14 protein-coding genes are annotated in these 19621 nt (G+C 66.5%); 8 read left to right on the top strand and 6 right to left on the bottom strand.

All coding sequences use genetic code 11. From position 1 onward, the window contains the following. Window positions 1-30: 30 nt before the first annotated feature. Window positions 31-1008 (top strand): endonuclease/exonuclease/phosphatase family protein, encoded by a 978-nt coding sequence (locus tag OX462_RS04745; protein WP_070223077.1) that lies wholly within the window; start codon window positions 31-33, stop codon window positions 1006-1008. Here OX462_RS04745 and OX462_RS04740 read toward each other — a convergent pair. Further along, the gene (locus OX462_RS04740; protein ID WP_409027891.1) at window positions 1005-3539 is read right to left on the bottom strand and encodes a sensor domain-containing protein; all 2535 of its coding nucleotides are present in this window, start codon (window positions 3537-3539) and stop codon (window positions 1005-1007) included. The two genes, OX462_RS04745 and OX462_RS04740, sit on opposite strands and share 4 nt — an antisense overlap. 393 nt (window positions 3540-3932) lie before the next feature. On the opposite strand from OX462_RS04740, the gene OX462_RS04735 reads away from it, so the two are divergent. The 4 genes from OX462_RS04735 to OX462_RS04720 all read left to right on the top strand — a co-directional run bounded on the left by OX462_RS04735 (window position 3933) and on the right by OX462_RS04720 (window position 9680). Continuing rightward, window positions 3933-5171, top strand: a complete 1239-nt coding sequence (locus OX462_RS04735) for an efflux RND transporter periplasmic adaptor subunit (RefSeq protein ID WP_070223073.1) — start codon at window positions 3933-3935, stop codon at window positions 5169-5171. A 3-nt stretch (window positions 5172-5174) separates the two neighbouring features. Next, window positions 5175-8288 (top strand): efflux RND transporter permease subunit, encoded by a 3114-nt coding sequence (locus OX462_RS04730; RefSeq protein ID WP_409027890.1) that lies wholly within the window; start codon window positions 5175-5177, stop codon window positions 8286-8288. A 358-nt stretch (window positions 8289-8646) separates the two neighbouring features. Next, window positions 8647-9369, top strand: coding sequence for an MgtC/SapB family protein (locus tag OX462_RS04725; protein ID WP_070223069.1), 723 nt, complete (start codon window positions 8647-8649; stop codon window positions 9367-9369). Then, window positions 9369-9680, top strand: a complete 312-nt coding sequence (locus OX462_RS04720; RefSeq protein ID WP_070287737.1) for a hypothetical protein — start codon at window positions 9369-9371, stop codon at window positions 9678-9680. Before OX462_RS04725 ends, OX462_RS04720 begins: the two co-directional genes overlap by 1 nt. Here the strand turns inward: OX462_RS04720 and OX462_RS04715 are convergent. Together OX462_RS04715 and OX462_RS04710 are read right to left on the bottom strand one after the other, a co-directional pair. Continuing rightward, complete coding sequence (locus OX462_RS04715; protein ID WP_409028729.1) at window positions 9672-11069, bottom strand: sensor histidine kinase; 1398 nt, start codon at window positions 11067-11069, stop codon at window positions 9672-9674. The two genes, OX462_RS04720 and OX462_RS04715, sit on opposite strands and share 9 nt — an antisense overlap. Continuing rightward, a complete protein-coding gene (locus OX462_RS04710) occupies window positions 11062-11742 on the bottom strand; it encodes a response regulator transcription factor (RefSeq protein ID WP_070287908.1) in 681 nt (226 codons plus the stop codon). The genes OX462_RS04715 and OX462_RS04710 overlap by 8 nt, the downstream gene beginning before the upstream one ends. Window positions 11743-11980: 238 nt before the next feature. Between OX462_RS04710 and OX462_RS04705 the strand changes: the two genes are divergently transcribed. Genes OX462_RS04705 through OX462_RS04695 form a run of 3 tightly spaced genes read left to right on the top strand, consistent with a single transcriptional unit; the run spans window position 11981 to window position 17475 of the window. Then, window positions 11981-13114 carry an efflux RND transporter periplasmic adaptor subunit gene (locus OX462_RS04705; RefSeq protein ID WP_409027889.1) on the top strand — a complete coding sequence of 378 codons (1134 nt, stop codon included), beginning with the start codon at window positions 11981-11983 and terminating at the stop codon, window positions 13112-13114. Further along, complete coding sequence (locus OX462_RS04700; protein WP_409027888.1) at window positions 13107-16211, top strand: efflux RND transporter permease subunit; 3105 nt, start codon at window positions 13107-13109, stop codon at window positions 16209-16211. Before OX462_RS04705 ends, OX462_RS04700 begins: the two co-directional genes overlap by 8 nt. Then, complete coding sequence (locus OX462_RS04695; protein ID WP_409027887.1) at window positions 16198-17475, top strand: TolC family protein; 1278 nt, start codon at window positions 16198-16200, stop codon at window positions 17473-17475. Before OX462_RS04700 ends, OX462_RS04695 begins: the two co-directional genes overlap by 14 nt. Window positions 17476-17541: 66 nt before the next feature. Here OX462_RS04695 and OX462_RS04690 read toward each other — a convergent pair whose 3' ends face one another. The 3 genes from OX462_RS04690 to OX462_RS04680 all read right to left on the bottom strand — a co-directional run bounded on the left by OX462_RS04690 (window position 17542) and on the right by OX462_RS04680 (window position 19243). Further along, window positions 17542-17748 carry a hypothetical protein gene (locus tag OX462_RS04690; RefSeq protein WP_070223057.1) on the bottom strand — a complete coding sequence of 69 codons (207 nt, stop codon included), beginning with the start codon at window positions 17746-17748 and terminating at the stop codon, window positions 17542-17544. A gap of 80 nt (window positions 17749-17828) precedes the next feature. Next, entirely contained in the window at window positions 17829-18746 is a 918-nt protein-coding gene (gene xerD / locus OX462_RS04685) for a site-specific tyrosine recombinase XerD (protein ID WP_409027886.1), read from the bottom strand. Continuing rightward, the gene (locus tag OX462_RS04680; RefSeq protein ID WP_409027885.1) at window positions 18743-19243 is read right to left on the bottom strand and encodes a methylated-DNA--[protein]-cysteine S-methyltransferase; all 501 of its coding nucleotides are present in this window, start codon (window positions 19241-19243) and stop codon (window positions 18743-18745) included. Before OX462_RS04680 ends, xerD begins: the two co-directional genes overlap by 4 nt. Window positions 19244-19621 lie beyond the last annotated feature (378 nt).

The raw sequence follows: 19621 nt of genomic DNA, 5'->3' as shown, positions 1-19621 counted from the left end.
ACGCTGATCGTTCAGTGAGGAGTGCTAATTATGCAGGAAGAAATCCGCTTTGCCACATTCAATGTCTGCAACCTCGCCCCCGCCGGGGCGAAATTGTATGACAACCTGGAACCGTTGAGCCCGGCGCAATACGAGGCCAAGGCGGAATGGACGGCGCGGCAGATCGACCTGCTCGACGCCGACGTGATCGGATTCCAGGAAATTTTCTCGCAGGCGGCCCTGCGCGACGTGCTGTCGCGCACGCGCCATTACCGCGAAGCCACGCTGGCCGGCTACGATGCGATGGATATTGCCGGACGCATGCTGCCCACGGTAGCGCTGGTGTCGCGCCTGCCGCTGGCCGGCACTGGTGTTGCCTGGGCGAATTTTCCCGCCGGCGTGACCGTGTCCGCCGACAGGCAGCCCGCCGACGACAACGCCTGCCGCTTCGCCCGCGCGCCCCTGCATGTCCAGGTCATCTTGCCGGGCGGACAACTCACGGACGTGGTCGTCGTGCATTTGAAATCGCGCCGGCCCGACTACCGCCATGGCGACGGCAACGATGCCATCGCCTACGCGCTGGCCAACCTGCGCTCGCTGCAGCGGCGCGGCGCGGAAGCCGTGGCGCTGCGCGTGCTGGCAAGCGAGCTGGGCCACACTGGCCGTCCCCGCATCGTGCTGGGCGACTTCAACGACATCGCCAATGCCGTCACGACGGCCATCGTCATGGGCGCCGGCGCGCCGTGCGAACCGGGCATGGAAATGCGCGCGCGCCTGTACGACGCCAACGCCATCCAGCTGCGCCAGGACGCCCTGCGCCACGCGGGCTACACGAATATTCACGACAGCACCTACATGACGATCGACCATATCCTCGTGTCCGAACATTTTCATCCCGCCTCGCCGCGCGCCATCGGCGTGCTGCAGGAAGTGACGTATCTCAACGACCATTTGCTGCTGGGCTTGCCGCATGCCTCCGACCATGGCCAGGTGCTGGCACGCATCAAGCTGCTGGGCAACATTGACTAATTCAATAACTTCGCCAGCGTGCTGCCCGCGACTTGCGCGCTGGCAAAGCGCCCCTGGTATTGCTGGCAGCCCTGCCCCCGCAGATAGGCCAGCTGCTGCGCCGTTTCCACGCCTTCGGCGATCACCGTCAATTGCAGCTCGCGCGCCATGGCGATGATGGTGGCGGCGATGGCCGTGTCGGACTCGCCGACCGCGCCATCGGCCGCGGCCGGCAGGAACGACGGGTCGATCTTGAGTTGATCCACCGGGTAATGGCGCAGATTGGCCAGGCGCGAATAGCCGGTGCCGAAGTCGTCGATGGCCAGCCTGGCGCCCAGCGCGCGCAGCTGCGCCAGCACGCCGGCCAGGCGCGCGCCTCCTTTCATCAGCAAGGACTCCGTCACTTCCAGTTCCAGGCAGGCGGCGGGCAAGCCCGACACGGCCAGCGCCTCTTGCACGCTGAGCAATAAGTTATTGTGCAGGCACTGCGCCGGCGACAGATTCACGGCCACTCTCCAGGCATGGCCCGCATCGTGCCAGGCGCGCGCGCGGCGGCAGGCTTGCTGCAGCACCCAGTTACCGATCGACACCATCAAGCCGCATTCCTCGGCCACGGCAATGAAACGCTCGGGCGGCAGCACGCCCAGTTGCGGGTGGCGCCAGCGCAACAGCGCTTCGGCGCCGAGGATTTGCCCGCTGGCGACATCGAGCGCGGGCTGGAATTCGAGCACGAACTCGTCGCGCCCCAGCGCTTCGCGCAAGCCCTGCTCCAGGCTGGCCCGCTCGACGATTTGCGCATTCATCTCGGCATTGAAAAACTGGAAATTGTTGCGCCCGCTTTCCTTGGCGTGGTACATGGCGATGTCGGCGTTGTGCACGAGGCTATCGATGCTGTCGCCGTCGCTGGGAAAGATGGCCACGCCGATCGAGGTCGACACATGCAATTCGTACTCGCCCAGCTGATAGGGTTGCGTGACGGCATGCAGCAGGCTGGCCGCCACGTGGGCCACCTGGTCGATGCCGCCCACCTCGGCCAGGATGATGACGAACTCGTCGCCGCCATGCCGGCTGACGGTATCGACGCCGCGCACGCAGCGCACGAGGCGCCGCGCCACTTCCTTGAGCAGCAAGTCGCCCACGTGGTGCCCCATGCTGTCATTGATGTGCTTGAAATGGTCGAGGTCCAGGTACAGGATGGCCAGCATGCTCAGCTTGCGCCGCGCGGCCGCCAGCCCCAGCGACAGCCGGTCGAGCAGCAGCACGCGGTTCGGCAAGTCGGTCAGGAAATCGTGCTCGGCCAGGTGGCGCGTGTGCTCCTCGTTTTTCTTGCGCTCGCTGATGTCGCTGAGGATGGCCAGATAATTGCTCAATTGCTCCTGCGGGTCGCGGATGGCCGTCAGCGACAGCCAGGCCGGATAGCGCCCGCCCGCCTTGCGCTGGCCGACGATGTCGCCTTGCCAGTAACCGTTGGCATCGACTTCGTCCCACACGTGGTCGAAAAATGCGGGCACGTCCGGCTCGACGCCGTGCGGGACGAAGGGCTTGCCCAGCATGTCGTCGAGGCTGTAGCCGCTGATCTCGCTGTACGCGGGATTCATGCTGACGACGTGCTGCTGCGGGTCCATCACGACGATGGCCTCGCGCGCATGCTCGACCACCTGCGCCGACAGGTACAGGGCCCGCTCGGCCAGCTTGCGCGAGGAAATATCACGGATCACGGCGTAAAACAGATAGCTATGGTCGAGCGTGACGGACGTAAGCAGCACTTCGCCCCAGAACAGCTGGCCCGTGCACGTCTGGTAACGCCAGTCGTAGCGGCAGTTGCCGTCGGCATGGGCCTGCGCCGCCAGCTGCGTGCCGCGCAACGAGGACAATGCGCCATCGGGCTGGCGCAAGGGCGAAAAGTCGCTGAGGCGGCGCCCCAGCAGGCGTGTCCGGTCTTCGCATTGAAACAGGGCGATGGCGGCCGGATTCGCCTCGGCGATGTGCTCGTCGCGCAGCAGCACGATGGCGTCGGCCGACTTCTCGTACAGCTGGCGGAAATTGTCTCCCATCAGCAGCAGGGCGCCCTGCGCCGCGTCATCCTGGCCGCTGGGCGTGATGTCGGCATCGATGCAGACCACTTGCCGCACCCTTCCGGACTGCATGACCGGAAACACGGTGGAACAGATGCAGCGCGGCGCGGCCCCGTCGGCGTCCAGTTTCCACAGGCGCATGCCGCGCGCCTTGCCGCTCTCCCACACGGCCGCCAGTTCGCCGCTAACTTCCTCGGCCAGGGTGGCGGCACCGGGCAGCGAAGCGGCCACCCTGGCCCACGGCTGGCCCAGCGCCAGCTCGGCCGCCACGCCATACAGGCGCGCCGCACCCGCGCTCCAGTAGCGCACGATGCCGTCGCGGTCGATACCGCGCACGGCCAGGCCGGGCGCCTGTTCGACGGCGGCAACGATGATGGACAGCAAGTCGAGCGCCTTGCCGGCCGGCCCCGCCTGCGGTTCGGCCGCGGCCAGCAAACGGCCCGGCGAGGGGGCGGCTCCGGCAATCCGATCAGACATCAGCCCCCCCGTGGCGCGGCCGCGCTGCAACCGGCGGGCAAATGACCTGTCCGGTAGCGCAACCATCCCGACCATTCTTGCGCGCCGGCGAATCGGCTTCTTGAGAAGGCGCAAGCATCGTGACGTGGACGGCGCGCATGCTGGCGGTGGTCTTTGGTCGCCGTTTTTTGCATTCCAGCCCCGATTTTGTGCAATCTGTCGCACGGCGATGGCGGCCGGACTTGAATCTTCCTAAAGTGGCAACATGCGCATCGCCGTGAACGGCCGCAGCGGCAGGCGTGTCGTCTGCGGCCGCCACGGTGATGCGCTACCCGAATTCCCCCGGCCTGCCGCAGGCCGGCCGCACCGAGACCTGGCGCCGAAGCCCTGCGCCGCTCCTGGAAAAAAAAACCTATGAAAAACGAGACCCTGCCCCCCGCCTCTCCCCTTGCCGCCACGCGCCGCCGGCGCTGGCGCACGCCCCTCTTGATCCTCGTCGTGCTGGGCCTGGCCGGCGGCGGCTGGACGGTGATGCAATCGAAGCAGCAGGCCGCCAAGGCGGCCGAGCAGCAGGCGAGCAAGAAGAAGGAACAGGAAAAGACGCCCGTGCATGAACTGGCGCAGGGCGACGTGGCCGCCATCGATGCGCGCGCCCTCAGCATCAGCCTGCCCCTGTCCGGTTCGCTGGCCCCCGTGACCCAGGCCACCATCAAGGCCAAGGTTTCCGGCGTGATCCAGGAAACGACCTTGCAGGAAGGCCAGCAAGTAGCCAACGGGCAAGTCCTCGTGCGCCTGGACGCGGCCGACTTGCGCGCCCGCCTGACGCAGCAGCAAGCCATGCTGGACGAAGCGCAGGCGCGCCTGTCGATGGCGGCCAAGAATGAGGCGAACAGCCAGGCGCTGCTCAAGCAAAAATACATTTCGCAGACGGCCTACGACACGACGCAGAATTCCGTCGACCTGGCGCGCGCCAGCGTCAAGTCCGCCGCCGCCATGGTCGACATCGCCCGCATCGCGCTGGCCGACACGGTGATCCGCGCGCCGATGGCCGGCATCGTCAGCAAGCGCCACCTGCAGGCGGGCGAAAAAGTCGCGCCCGACATGCCCGTCTACACCATCGTCAACCTGGCCCAGCTGACCCTGGAAGCGCCCGTGCCCAGCGCGGAGATTCCCCGCATCAAGCTGGGCCAGGACGTGCGCTTCAAGGTCGACGGCTTCGGCGCGCGCGACTTCGCCGGCAAGGTCACGCGCATCAACCCCACCACCGAGAGCGGCTCGCGCGCCATGCTCGTCTACATCGCCGTCGACAATGGCGATGGCGCGCTGCGCGGCGGCATGTTCGCCAAGGGCAGCATCGTCACCGAGCGATCAATCGTCGCGCCGCTGGTACCGTTGACGGCCGTGCGCAACGAAAAGCAGGGCCCCGTCGTGTATGCGCTGGTGAATAACAAGGTGGTCGCGCAGCCCGTCACCCTGGGACTGCGCAACGAGGACGAAGGCTATGCCGAGGTCAAGTCGGGCCTGGTGCCGGGCGCGAAAGTCATCATCGCCAGGCTCGATGGCGTGAAACCGGGCCACAGCGTGACCTTCGCCGCGCCCGCCACCGGCCCCGCCCCCGCCGCGCCGGCGGCCGTGCTGGCACGGAAGGATTAAGCCATGTGGATGACCAAAGTCAGTATTCAAAACCCCGTCTTCGCCACCATGGTCATGGTGGCGCTGGTGGTGCTGGGCATCTTCTCCTACCGTGGCCTGGGCGTGGAGAGCATGCCCAGCGTGCAGTTCCCGTTCGCCGCCATTGAAGTGAACTACCCGGGCGCCTCGCCCGAAGCCGTGGAAAACGACATCACGCGCCCCATCGAGGACGCCGTCAACACCGTCAGCGGCATCAAGACCATCCGCGCCAATTCGTGGGAAGGACGCGCCGGCGTCTACCTGGAATTCGAGCTGTCGACCAATATGGACAAGGCCATGCAGGACTTGCGCGACAAGGTGGCCCTGGTGCGCCCGCGCTTCCCGAAGGAAGCCAAGGACCCGTTCATCGCGCGCGCCGAGGGCGACAACGAGCGCCCCATCGCCACCATCGTGCTGACCTCGACCGGGCATGACCTGCGCGCGCTGTCGACCATGACGGAGCAGATCATCAGCAAACGCTTCCAGGGCGTGGCCGGCGTGGGGCAAGTCAAGCTGCGCGGCCTGCGCGCGCGCCAGATCCTCATCAGCATGAAGCCGATCGAGCTCAATGCCCAGGGCATCGGCGTCGATGAAGTCATCCGCGCCATCCAGGCGACGAATACCAACCTGCCGGCCGGCTCGATCAGCCATGGCGCGGCAGAGCAGCTGGTGCGCGTGGAAGGCAAGATCAAGGATGCGCGCGAATTCGGCAAGATCATCGTGGCGCGCCGCGCCATCGGTCCCGTCTACCTGGACCAGGTGGCCACCGTCGTCGACGGCGAGCAGGAAGAACTGTCGATTTCGCGCATGAACGGCCAGCAAGCCGTGACCATGGAAATCACCAAGGTGCAGGACGCCAACGTGGTCGAAGTGGGTACCGGCATCCTGAAAGTGGCGGCGGACCTGCAAAAGAGCCTGCCGCCCGATATCACCCTGCGCGTGCTGGACGACGAATCGGAACGCGTGCAAAGCCAGCTCAATAACGTCAAGCGCACCATCATCGAAGGCGCCGTGCTGACCATGGTGATCGTCTTCCTGTTCCTGCACTCGTGGCGCTCGACCATCATCACGGGCTTGACCCTGCCGATCTCCGTGCTGGCCAGCTTCATCGCCATGAAGGCCTTCGGCTTCACGCTGAACTTTTTGACCCTGATGGCGCTGTCCCTGTGCATCGGCCTGCTGATCGACGACGCCATCGTCGTGCGCGAAAACATCGTGCGCCACCTGGGCATGGGCAAGAACCACTACAAGGCGGCCAACGACGGCACCAATGAAATCGGCCTGGCCGTAATGGCCACCACGTTCGCCATCGTCGCCGTGTTCGTGCCCGTCGCCTTCATGGACGGCATCATCGGCCGCTTCTTCCTGCAGTTCGGCATCACCGTGGCCGTCGCCGTGCTCGTTTCCCTGTTCGTCAGCTTCACGCTCGACCCCATGCTGTCGTCCGTCTGGCGCGATCCCGTCAAGGACCGCTTCAAGTACGCGCCGTGGCTGGGCCGCTTCATGGCCTGGATCGAGACGGGCATCGACCGCCTGCACGTCTGGTACGGCAAGGTGCTGGCAGTCGCTTTGCGCTGGCGCAAGACCACGCTGGCCACGGCCGTGGCGCTGTTCGTCGGCAGCCTGATGCTCGTGCCCATGATCGGCGGCGAGATGTTCCCCGAGACGGACCAGGGCTGGGTCAACCTGCGCTTCAAGACGCCCGTCGGCTCCAGCCTCGAATACACGGATTCCAAGGTGCGCCAGATCGAAACGGCCCTGAAGGAGTTTCCCGAGATCGACAGCCTGGTGGCCAATATCGGCACGCCCGATGGGCGCAACACGGCCGAGGTGAACCTCAAGCTGACGGACATCAAGACACACAGGCGCCGCTCGCAGCAGGAACTGGAAAAACTGATCCGCGAACGCCTGGCGCCGATCGCCGGCATCACCCTGTCCGTCGGCCAGCGTCCCATCTTCATCGCCATCCTCGGCACGGACGAAGGCAAGCTCGATGCCGTGGCGCACACCCTGATGGACAAGATGCGCAACATCAAGGGCCTGGCCGACATGGAATACAGCCAGGAAGGCGCCAATCCGTCGACCACCGTGAAGATCAACAACGAACTGGCCAGCGACCTGGGATTGTCGGTGCAGCAGATCGGCAATGCCTTGCGGCCGTTCGTGGCGGGCGACACGGTCAGCCACTGGCTGGCGTCCGACGGGCAGAACTACGACGTCAACGTGCAGCTGCCCAAATCGGGCCGGCAAAAGGTGGCCGACCTGGCCGACCTGTCGCTCGCGTCGAGCAAGCTTGATGCGAACGGCAAGCCCGTCATGATTCCGCTGCGCCAGGTGGTCGACTTCGTGCCGTCCTCGAGTCCGCAGGTGCTCAAACGCCAGGCCTTGCAGCGCCGGGTCGCCATCTATGCGGGCGTGCAGGGCCGCCCTGCCGGCGACGTCGACGCCGACGTGCAGAAGGCCATCAAGTCCATCGACCTGCCGCCGGGCGTGCGCTTCGACGTGGCCGGCAATGCGCAGCAGATGGCTGAAACCATGGGCGGCGCGATGATGGCGCTGGGGATCGCCGTGATCTTCATCTACCTGGTGCTGGCCTCGCAGTTCGGCAGCTTCCTGCAGCCGATCGCCATCATGGTGTCCTTGCCGCTGTCCCTGATCGGCGTGCTGGCCGCGCTGCTGATCACGGGCAGCACCCTGAACATCTTCTCCGTGATCGGCTTCATCATGCTCATGGGCTTAGTGACGAAGAACGCGATTCTGCTGGTCGACTTCACCAACCAGCGCCAGCGCGAAGGCCTGGGTCAGTTCGAGTCGCTGATGGAAGCGGGGCAAGTGCGTCTGCGCCCCATCCTGATGACGACCCTGGCGATGGTGTTCGGCATGCTGCCGATGGCCATCGGCATGGGCGACGGCGGCGAATCGCAGGCGCCGATGGGCCGCGCCGTCATCGGCGGCGTCATCACCTCGACCCTGCTGACCCTGGTGGTGGTGCCCGTCGCCTACACCTATCTCGACAGCCTGGGCAAGCGCGCCGCGCGCTTTTTCGGCGGCGGCGAGCATGCCGAATCCGCCGATGATGGCAAAGCACACGCCCACTGATTGACCGGTCGCCTTCACCGTCCCCGCATTGGCGGGGACGACGCGGCGGCTGCCTGAAGAGAGCTTCAGTTGACCAAAGCGGCACCACTGGCTAGACTGTCCCCGTTATCAATGATATGGAGTGACTCGTGGGTGCTTGTTCCAGTGACAGTAGTCGATTGACCATCGGCGATCGGCCTTAGGCAAGACGCGCGCATTCCGCCCGCCCTGCCCTCGGCAAGGTGCGGTTTTACCAGCGGCGGTACTCTCTCGCCGCCACTTCCCCCTCATCGTTCCACCGTGATCGTCTGCTGCCCCCTTGCGGGCGGATTGTCTTCGCCCTTGCACTCGCCTGTTCCTCCCCAGCCGGGAGAAACTGATGGTGGTATTTGACTTTGCGCTGCGCGTTGCCGCGGCATTGACCCTGGGCGCCATGATCGGCGCCGAACGCCAGCTGCGCCAGCGCATGGCGGGGCTGCGCACGAATGCGCTGGTGTCCGTCGGCGCTTCGCTGTTCGTGATGGTTTCCGTGCTCGAAGGCGATGCCTCCGGCCATATGCGCATCGCCGCGCAGGTGGTGTCGGGCATCGGCTTTCTCGGCGCCGGCGTCATCATGCGCGAGGGCATGACGGTGCGCGGCCTGAACACGGCCGCCACCCTGTGGTGCTCGGCCGCCATCGGCATCCTGTGCGGCCTGGGGTTTGCCCTGGAAGCGGCCATCGGCACGGGCTTCGTGCTGATCGCCAACCTGGTGCTGCGCCACCTGGCGCAACGGATCAACGCGCACGGCAGCGAAGCGGGCATCGAGACGGAAAGCATCTATCGCGTGACGGCCGTGTGCGAGGCGGAGCAGGAAGTCCAGGTGCGCAAGCTGATGCTGCGCTTGATCAGCGGCATGCCGGCGCTGATGCTGCAGTCCTTGCACAGCGAAGACGCGGCGCAGGCCGGGCGCATCGAAGTGCGGGCCGACCTGCTCACGCCCTTGTCCAGCCTGGGATTGCTGGAGCAGATCGTCAGCCAGGTGAGCCTGGAAGGCAGCGTCTCGGCCGTGCGCTGGGCGCTCGTGAACAACGCGGAATTTGTCGCTGAACGGGGAGTGTGATGATGAAAAAATTCTTCCATTGGTTTGCCAGGCGCGGTCCCGTCATGGCCACCTACCGCCTGACCGTCACCTGCCCCGCGGCGCAAGCCGACCACGTGGTGCGCCTGCTGCTGGCCGAACTGCAAGACGCGGGCCTGGCGCCGTCGCAGATGCTGCGCAGCTGGGACGAAGCCCGGCAAGTGGTGCGGCTGATCGCCACGGTGCTGTGCCAGGCCGTGCAGCGCGCCGTGCTGGTGCGCTTCGTCAACCGCGCGGGCGCCTGGCCGCAAGTGCGGCAGGTGCGCTGGGAAGGCGTCGCCCCCTCAGCTTGACGCGGGCAGGCGCATGATGAACAGCGCGCCGCCTTGCGGGCGGTTGCGCGCCTCGATGCTGCCGCCGTACGCGTGCACGATCGCTTGCGACAGGGCCAGGCCCAGGCCGAAGCCGGGCGCCTCGCCCGCGCGCGCCTGGGCGCCACGGTAAAAGCGCTCGAACAGATGCGGCAAGTCTTCCACGCCGATGCCCGGTCCCGCGTCCGCCACGCCAACGAGCGCATGTTCGCCCTCGCGCGCCACGTGCACGCTGATGACACTATCGGGTGGCGAAAACTTCACGGCGTTATCGAGCAGATTGGCCAGCACCAGGTCCACGGGGCCGGCCGCCACGCGCGCGTGCACGGCCACACTGTCATCGAAGACGATGCGGATGCAGCGCTGCGCCGCCGGCTTTTCCAGCCGCTGTGCGGCCGCCCGCACGAGCGGATTGAGCGCGATGGTTTCCACGGCATTGCGCTCCTGCCCCACGTCCAGGCGCGTGAGCATCAGCAGTTCTTCCACCAGGGTCGTCAGGCGCTGCACTTCATCGAGGCAGGACGCCAGCGCGTCCACATACTCGGGCGCTTCGCGCGGACGGCGCAGGGTAATTTCGATTTCCGTGCGCAGGCGCGACAGGGGCGAGCGCAGTTCGTGCGAAGCATCGGCCGTGAAGCGGCGCTGCGCATCGTAGCCGTGCTCCAGGCGGTCCAGCATGGCGTTCAGGGTATCGACCAGGCGGCCGATCTCGTCCTGCGTGCCGGGATGGGGCAGGCGCTGGTGCAGGCTGGCCTCGCCGATCGAATGCGCCTGGTCCACCACGTCGTCGATGGCGCCCAGCACGCGCCGCGTGAGCATTTCGCCGGCCAGGCCCACGGCCGCCAGCAAGGCCAGCGCCATGGCGCCAAACAGCACGGTGGCCGCGGCCAGCACGTGATTCGTGTCGTCGAGCGAACCGGCCACTTGCACCGCCAGGCGCGCGCCGGACGAGGGCACGGGAATCGAGACCATGCGCAGCGGCTCCTCGCCGAACTTGGGCAAGGTTTCGAAGACGGTCTCGCCGGCCGCCAGGCGCGCCAGCAGGGCGGGCGGCGCCGGCAGTTGCGCCGCCTCCAGGTTGCGGCTGCGCGCCAGCACGCGGCCTTCGCCATCGATGATCTGCACCAGGCGGTCCAGCCGCGTCAACGACGGCGGCGCCAGGCCCGGCGCCACCTCGTGCACCTGCACGGGCTGGCGCGGCGCGGCCGGCAGCATGGCCATTTCCGTCTCGGCCAGCGCCAGCAGGGCCGCATCGAGCTGGCCATGCACGGCGCGCGACAAGCCCCAGTAGCCGGCCAGCGCCGTGGAGGCGACGATGGCGAGGATGACGGCCAGGTGCACCAGCAGCAATCGCTTGCGAAAGCTAGCCACCATGGTTTTCCGCCAGGCGGAAGCCGCGTCCGCGCACCGTGTGGATCAGGGGCGGCAAGCCCGGCGCATCGACCTTGCCCCGCAGGTTGCGCACGTGGACGTCGATCAGGTTGTCGATGCCGATCAGGTCAGCCTGCCAGATCTGCTCGGCCAGGCGCGCGCGGCTCACCACCTCGCCCGCCTGGCGCAGCAGGATCAGCAGAATCGCGTATTCCTTGGGCGTGAGCACCAGCGGCGCGCCGGCCCGCGTCGCCTGGTGGCTGACGGGATCGAGCGTCAGGTCGGCCAGCGCCAGCACCAGCGGGCGGCTGATGTCGGAGCGGCGCAGCAAGGCGCGGATGCGCGCCAGCAGCTCCTCGAATTCGAACGGCTTGGTCAGGTAATCGTCGGCGCCCGTGTTCAGGCCCGCCACCCGGTCGGCCGTGGCGTCGCGCGCCGTGAGCATCAGCACGGGCGTCTGGATGCCGCGCGCGCGCAAATCGCGGCAAAAATCGATGCCCTGCTTGCCCGGCAACATCCAGTCCAGCACGATCGCGTCGTAGTCGACGGCGTAGCTTTCATCCTCGCCCTCTTCCGCGCTGTGCGCCACGTCGACGACAAAGCCTTCTTCCTGCAAGCCACGGGCCAGCAGGCGTGCCGCCTTGCGGTCGTCTTCCACCAGGAGGATTCTCATGCCTGCCTTTCCCATTGTGCTGTGTTTTCCCGCATTTTCCATCCTTGCATTTTACCGCGCCACACCGCGCGCGCACGCAACCTGAAGAATGATTCAGGCGTTCTTGGGCGCTTCTTCAGGAGCACATTGCTATGCTTTTCCGGCGCTGTCATACCGCTGCCCGCGCTCCCCTCTGACCGCCCGCCTGGGCACGGCATCCACGCATGCCCCATCACCATCAATAACAAGGAAACACGGGATGAACACGACCACCCGCAACGCCCTGGGCGCCAGCTGCGCCCTCGCTCTCGCCTGCTCGGCCCTGGCCGGCTGCGCCAAACCGACGGCGGCAGCCACGCCGCCCGTCCAATCGATGCATCTGGACGACGGCAGCATCGCCGTCGACAGGATGTCGCCGCTGCGCCAGCGCCTGCAGATCGCCGCCGTGCAGGAACAGGAGATCGCCACGCAGACGGAGGCTCCGGGCAGCATCGAAGCGATGCCGGAAAAACTGGTGAAGATCACGCCGCCCCTGGCCGGGCGCATCACGCGCTTGCAGCGCGCCCTGGGCGACAGCGTGAAGGCGGGCGACCCGCTGTTCACGCTCGACTCGGCGGAACTCAGTGCCGCCTACGCGGACGACAGCAAGGCGAAGTCCGCCCTGCTGCTGGCGCGCCAGGAACTGGAGCGCCAGAAAACCCTGTTCGAGGCGGAAATCGCCGCGCGCAAGGAGTATGAGGCGGCCCAGGCGGCCTTTGCGCAGGCGGGCAGCGACGCGCAGGCCAGCGCCGACAAGCTGGCCCAGTACGGCGCCGGCGCGCGCGGCACACGCGGCACCCGCCGCGACTACGTGCTGCGTTCGCCCATCGCCGGCACCGTGATCGCCATGGAAGGCGCCCAGGGCGGCTACTGGAACGATATCAACGCGCCCGTCATGACGGTGGCGGATCTCTCCACCGTGTGGCTGTCGGCCAACGTGGCCGAAAGGGACCTGGCGCAAGTGGCCGTGGGCCAGACGGCCCGCATCACCGTCGACGCCTGGCCCGGCAAGGCTTTCGAGGGCAAGGTCGCGTATGTGGGCGCCGTGCTCGATCCCGAGACACGCACGGTGAAAGTGCGCGTGGCCATCGACAACCGCGCCGGCACCTTCAAGCCGGGCATGTTTGCCCACGCGGGATTCGCCGGCGCCAGCCGCCGCGCCCTCCTCGTGCCCGCGGCCGCCGTGCTGCAAAGCGGGCCATCGACGCGCGTGATGGTCGAGCGCAGCCCGCTGGTATTCACGCCGCGCACGGTGGAAGTGGGCGCCAGCCATGGAGAACAGGTGGAAATCCTCGCCGGCCTGAAAGCGGGCGAACGCATCGTCGTCAAGGAAGGAGTGCTGCTCAATGATTGACCGTTTCATCGCCACCTGCTGCCAGCGGCGCGGCATCGTCTGGCTGGTGCTGCTGTTCGTCGCCGTCTACGGCGTCTACTGCTGGAAGCAGCTGCCCATCGAAGCCTATCCCGACATCGCCGACGTGACCTCGCAGATCGTCACGCAGGTGCCGGGCCTGGGCGCCGAGGAAATCGAACAGCAGATCACCATTCCGCTCGAGCGCGCCCTGCTGGGCACGCCAGGCATGCACGTGCTGCGCACGCGCAGCCTGTTCGCGCTGTCGCTGATCACCGTGGTGTTCGAGGATGGCAGCGACGGCTACTTCACGCGCGAACGGCTGCAGGAGCGCCTTGCCAGCGTGAACCTGCCGTACGACGCCAAGCCGGGACTCGATCCCTACACCTCGCCCACGGGCGAAATCTACCGCTACACGCTGGAGTCGAAAACACGCTCCCTGCGCGAACTGTCCGAGCTGCAGTTCTGGACCGTGATCCCGCGCCTGCAGCAGGTGCGCGGTGTGGCCGACGTCAGCAATTTCGGCGGCCTGACGACGCAGTTCATGCTGGAACTCGATCCCGCAAAACTGGACAGCTACGGCTTCTCGCTGGCGCAGGTGAAGGACGCCATCAACGCCAACAACGTCAGCGGCGGCGGCAGCGTGATCGACCGCGGCCAGCAATCGTACGTGGTGCGCGGCGTGGGCCTGCTGCATTCGCTCGACGACATGGGCAACGTCGTCGTCAGCAGCAAGGACGGCGTGCCCGTGCTGGTGAAGGACCTGGGCAAGCTCGCTTACGGCAACGTGGAGCGGCGCGGCATCCTGGGCAAGGACGACAACCCCGACACCATCGAAGGCATCACCCTGCTGCTGAAGGATTTCAACCCGTCCGAAGCGCTGGCCGGCATCCATGCGGCCGTGGACGATTTGAATGCGAATGTGCTGCCGAAGGACGTCAAGGTCGTGCCCTACCTGGACCGCAGCTCGCTGATCGACGCCACCCTGCACACGGTCAGTTATACCCTGGGCGAAGGCATGCTGCTCGTCGCCCTCGTGCTGCTGCTGTATCTGGGCAGCCCGCGCGCGGCCGCCATCGTCGCGCTGACGATCCCGCTGGCCCTGCTGATCGCCTTTATCTTCATGCACCACTTTAAGATTCCCGCCAATTTGCTGTCGCTGGGGGCGATCGACTTCGGCATCCTCGTCGACGGTTCCGTGGTGGTGCTGGAAAACATGCTGCGCCGCCGCGAGCGGGAACAGGAGCGGCCCCTCACCCTGCAGGACGCCATCGACGCGACCCTGCAGGTGGCGCGGCCCATCATGTTCGGCATGGCCGTCATCATCGCCGCCTACCTGCCCCTGTTCGCCTTCCAGCGCATCGAGTACAAGCTGTTTTCGCCCATGGCCTATGCGGTGGGCGCGGCGCTCGTGGGCGCGCTGGTGGTGGCGCTGGTGCTGATCCCGGGCCTGGCCTGGCTGGCCTTGCGCAAGCCGCGCCGCACCTTCCATAACCGCGTGCTGGACAAGCTGACGGGCGCGTATGGCCGCTTCCTCGAACGCATGGTGGGCAAGAAGCGCTGGGTGGCGATGGTGTGCGCAGGATCGCTCGCAGCGCTTGCCATCCTGGGCGGCAGCATCGGCCGCGACTTCCTGCCCTATCTCGATGAGGGGTCGCTGTGGCTGCAGGTGCAGATGCCGCCCGGGATCACCCTGGACAAGGCGTCGGAGATGGCCGGCGAACTGCGGCGCGCCGCGCTGGAATTCCCGGAAGTGTCGACCATCGTCACGCAGACGGGACGCAACGACGACGGCACCGATTACTGGACGCCGTCGCACATCGAGGCGAGCGTGGGACTGCATCCCTATAAAAGCTGGAAGTCGGGCATGAGCAAGCAGCAGCTGATCGCGAAAATGAACGCACGCTTCGCGCGCATGCCCGGAGTCACAGTCGCCTTCATGCAGCCGATGATCGATGGCGTGCAGGACAAATTGTCGGGCGCGCACAGCGACCTGACGGTGAAAATCTTCGGCAACGACCTCGATGAGGTGCGCGCCATCGCCGGCAAGGTGGCCAATGTGCTGAAAACCGTCCCCGGTGCCTCCGACGTGGCCGTGGACGTGGAGCCGCCGCTGCCCAACCTGAAGGTGGAACTGGACCGCGCGAAGGCGGCCCGCTACGGCATCAATGCGGCCGACGTGGCCGACCTGATTGCCACCGGCATCGGCGGCGCGCCCATCGGCCAGGTCTACGTGGGCGAGAAAAGCTATGACATCGCCGTACGCTTCCCGCCCGCCACGCGTTCCAGCCCGGACGCCATCGCCAGCCTGAAGCTCACGGCCGCCAACGGTGCCAGGGTGCCACTGGCGCAGGTGGCCACCATCAGCACCACCTCGGGCGAAAGCGTGATCGTGCGCGAAATGGGGCGGCGCCACATCATCGTGCGCCTCAATGCCCGCGGACGCGACCTGGCCGGCTTCCTGGCCGAAGCGCGCCCGCTGGTGGCGCAAGCCGTGGCCAACGAGCACCAGCGCATCAGCGTCGAGTGGGGCGGCCAGTTTGAAAACCTGCAGCGCGCGCAAAGCCGCCTGGCCCTGATCCTGCCGATGACCCTGGGCGCCATGTTCCTGCTGCTGTTTGGCCAGTTCCGCAACCTGCGCCAGCCCGCGCTGGTCTTGCTGGCCGTGCCGCTGGCCATGCTCGGTGGCCTGGCCGCGCTGCACCTGCGCGGCATGACCCTGAACGTGTCGAGCGCCGTCGGCTTCATCGCCCTGTTCGGCGTGGCCGTGCTCAATGCCGTGCTGATGCTGGCGCAGATCAACCGCTTGCGCGCGGACGAAGGCATGAGCTTGCGCGACGCCGTGCTGGAAGGCGCGCGCGACCGCATGCGTCCCGTGCTGATGACGGCCACCGTGGCCGCCCTGGGCCTGACGCCGGCCATGCTGGCCACGGGCCTGGGCAGCGACGTGCAGCGCCCGCTGGCCACCGTCGTGGTGGGCGGTCTGGTGACGGCGACGGCGCTGACCCTGCTGCTGTTGCCGGCCCTGTATTACCTGATCGAGGCGTATGTACAACAACGCCGGATCGATACCGAAGGAGTGAACCATGACACGTTTTAAAGTCCTGCTGGCGGCCTGGCTGATCGCCCCCTGCGCCAGCGCCGCCCCGTTGACCTTCGAGACCTATTTGTCCGCCGTGGAGAGCCACAGCCTGGAATTGCAGGCGCAGCAGGAAGACATCGTCTCGGCCAAGGCCGGCATCGGCATCGCCGGCCTGCGTCCCGATCCCGAATTCACCCTGGGCGCCACGCGCGAGACCGTGCGCAGCGTCGAGCACCGCCCCGTCACGTGGAATCCGGCCATCAGCATGGCCATCGAGACGGGCGGCAAGCGCGCCGCGCGCTTGAAGGCGGCGCACAGCCATGTCGCGCTGGCCGAGGAAGCGGTGGCCGGCTTCAAAAGCGAACTGTATGGCACGGCCGCCGCCGCGTTCACGGAAGCGTGCCGCACGCGCGAGGTCCTCGCGCGCAAGGAGCAGACCATGGCGGCCCTGTCGAAAGTCGTCGACGCGAATGCCGTGCGGCGCAAGGCAGGCGACGTGGGCGGCATCGAGCTGCTGCAGTCGCGCGTGGAACGCGACCAGTTCCAGGCCGAGCTGGCGCAGGCGCGCAGCGAGGCGGACAGCGCCATGTTGAATTTGTCGCCCCCCTTGGGCCGCCAGTTCGACAGCCTGTTTCCGGACGCGCAGCTGGCCTGCGACTTCGCCGCGTATGCCGACCAGGATGCCAGCACCCTGGTGCCGCAGGCGCTGCGCGAGCGCAGCGACGTGCGCATCGCCCGCGCCACCGTGGACAATCTGCGCGACGGCGCGGCGCTCGTGCGCGCCAACCGCTCGGTCGACCCGACCGTCACCGTGGGCCTGGCCGCCGCGCGCGGCTACCATGACGGCGTTGACGCCAGCGGCAATCCCGTCGACGGGTCGCCGCGCTCGCGCGCCTTGAGCGTATCGCTGGCCATCCCCATCCCCCTGTCGCGGCGCGACAAGGGTGACGTGGTGCAGGCCGAAGCGGGCGTGACGCAAGCGATGCTGGCCCTGCGCCAGACGGAACTGACGGCGGAAACGCAGGTGCGCACGGCGCAGCGGCAGCTGCGTGCGGCGCAGGACAGGCTGGCGCGCTACCGCGACGGCGTGCTGGTCGATGCGCAAAAGGTGGTCGACGGCATGCGCCTGTCCTACTTCAGTGGCAATGCCTCACTGCTGGAATGGCTGGCGGCGCAGCGTTCGGCCGATGAGGCATATCAGGGTTATGTGCAGGCGCGCGCCGATGCGGCCATCGCCAGCACGCAGCTGCAACTGGCGATCGGCCAGCGGCCGCGCTTGTAGCGGGGGAAGGAAAAACGCGGGGAGACCGGCGCGGCCATGCCGCACCGGTCGTCAGAAACAGGGGAATTACTGCGGCTGGGCAGGAGCGTCGCCAGCGGCGGCTGGATCAGCGTCGACGTCTGCGTCGTCCGCTTCCGGCTCATCGCCCTCGCTGCCGTCGGCCGGCTTCGGATTGTTCTTCGCTTCCAGCTTGCGCCTGGCTTTTTCCTCGGCTTTCTTCTTCTTTTCCAGCTCTTTTTGCCGTTTTTCGTATTGGAAATTTGTCTTGGCCATTTACTACCTCTTTAGTTTTTAGATGTTACAGATAAGCATATAAGGCACATTATGACGTAGTTGGAGCAAACTCCAAATGTTTAGCCTCGCGGATGATGCTGCGCATGCAGCAGTTTCAGCCGTTCACGGGCCACATGCGTGTAAATCTGCGTGGTGGAAATATCGGAGTGCCCCAGTAACAATTGCACAACACGCAAGTCCGCACCATGGTTGAGCAAATGCGTGGCGAACGCGTGGCGCAAGGTATGCGGCGACAGCGGCGCCGTGATGCCCGCGTTCAGCGCGTGTTTCTTGATGATGACCCAGAACATTTGCCGCGTCATGGCGCCGCCGCGCCGCGTGACGAACAGCGCGTCGTCCATCTGCCCGTCGAGAATCACGCCGCGCGCCTCCTTCAGGTAGCGCTCGATCCACAGCCGCGCCTGTTCGCCGAACGGCACCAGCCGCGTCTTGCTGCCCTTGCCCGTGATGCGCAGCACGCCATCGTTCAGGCTCAGTTCCACGGATTGCAAGTCCACCAGTTCCGACACGCGCAAGCCGCTCGCGTACATGAGTTCGAGCATGGTGCGCTCGCGCAAGCCCAGCGGCGTGCTCACGTCGGGCGCCGCCAGCAAGGCTTCCACCTGCGCTTCGCTCAAGGTATGCACGAAGCGCGCCGGCTGCTTGGCCGACACCATCTTCAGGCATGGGTCGGCCGCGATATGCTTGTGCCGCAAGGCCAGCTGGTAAAAACGCTTGAGCACAGAGAGGCGCCGGTTCGACGACGTCGGCTTGCTTTCGTCGTGGCGGGCGGCGAAATACGCCTCGATGTCGGCCGTGGATACCTCGTACAGGCCCTCGCGCCCGGGCCGCGCCACTTCCAGCCAGCGGGCGAACAGCCGCATGTCGCGCCGGTAGGCATCGAGCGAGTTTTTCGACAGGCCGTCTTCCAGCCACAGGCTGTCGCAGAATTCGTCGATCAGGGTGGCGTTGTCGGGCGCCAGCAGACTGTTCATCATCGGTAAGCTTCCACGCCTTCATGCGCCAGCAGCCAGCGCTTGACGCCCAGGTGGAAGCCGGTCGCATCGTCATGGTGGGCAAAACCGCCCAGGCCGCCGGCGGCCGTCACGCGGTGGCAAGGGATCACCACGGGAAACCAGTTGGCGCCGCAGGCCTGGCCGACGGCGCGCGGGGCCGAGCCGATCAGGCGCGCCACGTCGCCATACGTGCGCACCTGGCCGCGCGGGATACCGGCGATCGCCGCCCATACCCGTTGCTGGTAAGCGCTGCCCAGGCCCGCCAGCGGCAGGTCGAACGGCGCATCGGGGTCGCGGAAATAGCGCGCCAGTTGTTCGCACGCCCGCTCGGAGACGGCATCCTGCGGATCTTTCTCGGCAAAGTGCGGCGGCAGGTAGACCAGTTCGCATACCTGGCCGTCCTGCGCGCGCACGCCCATGGCGCCGAACGGCGCGGCCACGATGGCGCTGAACAGTTCACTGCCCTGTTGTTTTTTCATCTGCTGATCATTATTCAAGTGTGGCATATATGCAACTTGCCGGCGCCGGAAACCGCGCCACGGGAATTATGCACCGACTTTGGGCGTGCCGGCGGACGTTTCCTGCGCACGAAAAAAAAGCGCACCAGTCGGTGCGCTTCAAATATTGCTTCACGTTCCCGGTCGTTTGGGTCCGCCGGTGCCGGCTTGTGGCCGCAGACAGCTATGACTCAACAACTTCTGTGAAACGTGTGTCTCCTCAATATATCCCCGGTATCAATACCGTTTTTATAGACCACTCCCCCACTAACCTTGTTGCCAATTCTGTATTTCAGCCTTGCTACCGGGGCGCATATGCATATACGTGTTTCCCCTTAAGGCTGCCCATCATAGCGCATT

Source organism: Janthinobacterium aestuarii, from assembly GCF_046113285.1.
In the GTDB taxonomy this organism is placed as follows: Bacteria; Pseudomonadota; Gammaproteobacteria; order Burkholderiales; family Burkholderiaceae_D; genus Janthinobacterium.
This window is presented reverse-complemented; position numbering and strand designations above follow the sequence as displayed.

Excerpts from the sequence above, each read along its gene's own strand:
- OX462_RS04735 (WP_070223073.1), top strand. The coding sequence starts at position 3,933 with ATGAAAAACGAGACCCTGCCCCCCGCCTCTCCCCTTGCCGCCACGCGC.
- OX462_RS04720 (WP_070287737.1), top strand. The coding sequence starts at position 9,369 with ATGATGAAAAAATTCTTCCATTGGTTTGCCAGGCGCGGTCCCGTCATG.
- OX462_RS04680 (WP_409027885.1), bottom strand. The coding sequence starts at position 19,243 with ATGAAAAAACAACAGGGCAGTGAACTGTTCAGCGCCATCGTGGCCGCG.
- OX462_RS04740 (WP_409027891.1), bottom strand. The coding sequence starts at position 3,539 with ATGTCTGATCGGATTGCCGGAGCCGCCCCCTCGCCGGGCCGTTTGCTG.
- OX462_RS04705 (WP_409027889.1), top strand. The coding sequence starts at position 11,981 with ATGAACACGACCACCCGCAACGCCCTGGGCGCCAGCTGCGCCCTCGCT.
- OX462_RS04710 (WP_070287908.1), bottom strand. The coding sequence starts at position 11,742 with ATGAGAATCCTCCTGGTGGAAGACGACCGCAAGGCGGCACGCCTGCTG.
- xerD (WP_409027886.1), bottom strand. The coding sequence starts at position 18,746 with ATGATGAACAGTCTGCTGGCGCCCGACAACGCCACCCTGATCGACGAA.
- OX462_RS04730 (WP_409027890.1), top strand. The coding sequence starts at position 5,175 with ATGTGGATGACCAAAGTCAGTATTCAAAACCCCGTCTTCGCCACCATG.
- OX462_RS04695 (WP_409027887.1), top strand. The coding sequence starts at position 16,198 with ATGACACGTTTTAAAGTCCTGCTGGCGGCCTGGCTGATCGCCCCCTGC.
- OX462_RS04745 (WP_070223077.1), top strand. The coding sequence starts at position 31 with ATGCAGGAAGAAATCCGCTTTGCCACATTCAATGTCTGCAACCTCGCC.
- OX462_RS04700 (WP_409027888.1), top strand. The coding sequence starts at position 13,107 with ATGATTGACCGTTTCATCGCCACCTGCTGCCAGCGGCGCGGCATCGTC.
- OX462_RS04725 (WP_070223069.1), top strand. The coding sequence starts at position 8,647 with ATGGTGGTATTTGACTTTGCGCTGCGCGTTGCCGCGGCATTGACCCTG.
- OX462_RS04690 (WP_070223057.1), bottom strand. The coding sequence starts at position 17,748 with ATGGCCAAGACAAATTTCCAATACGAAAAACGGCAAAAAGAGCTGGAA.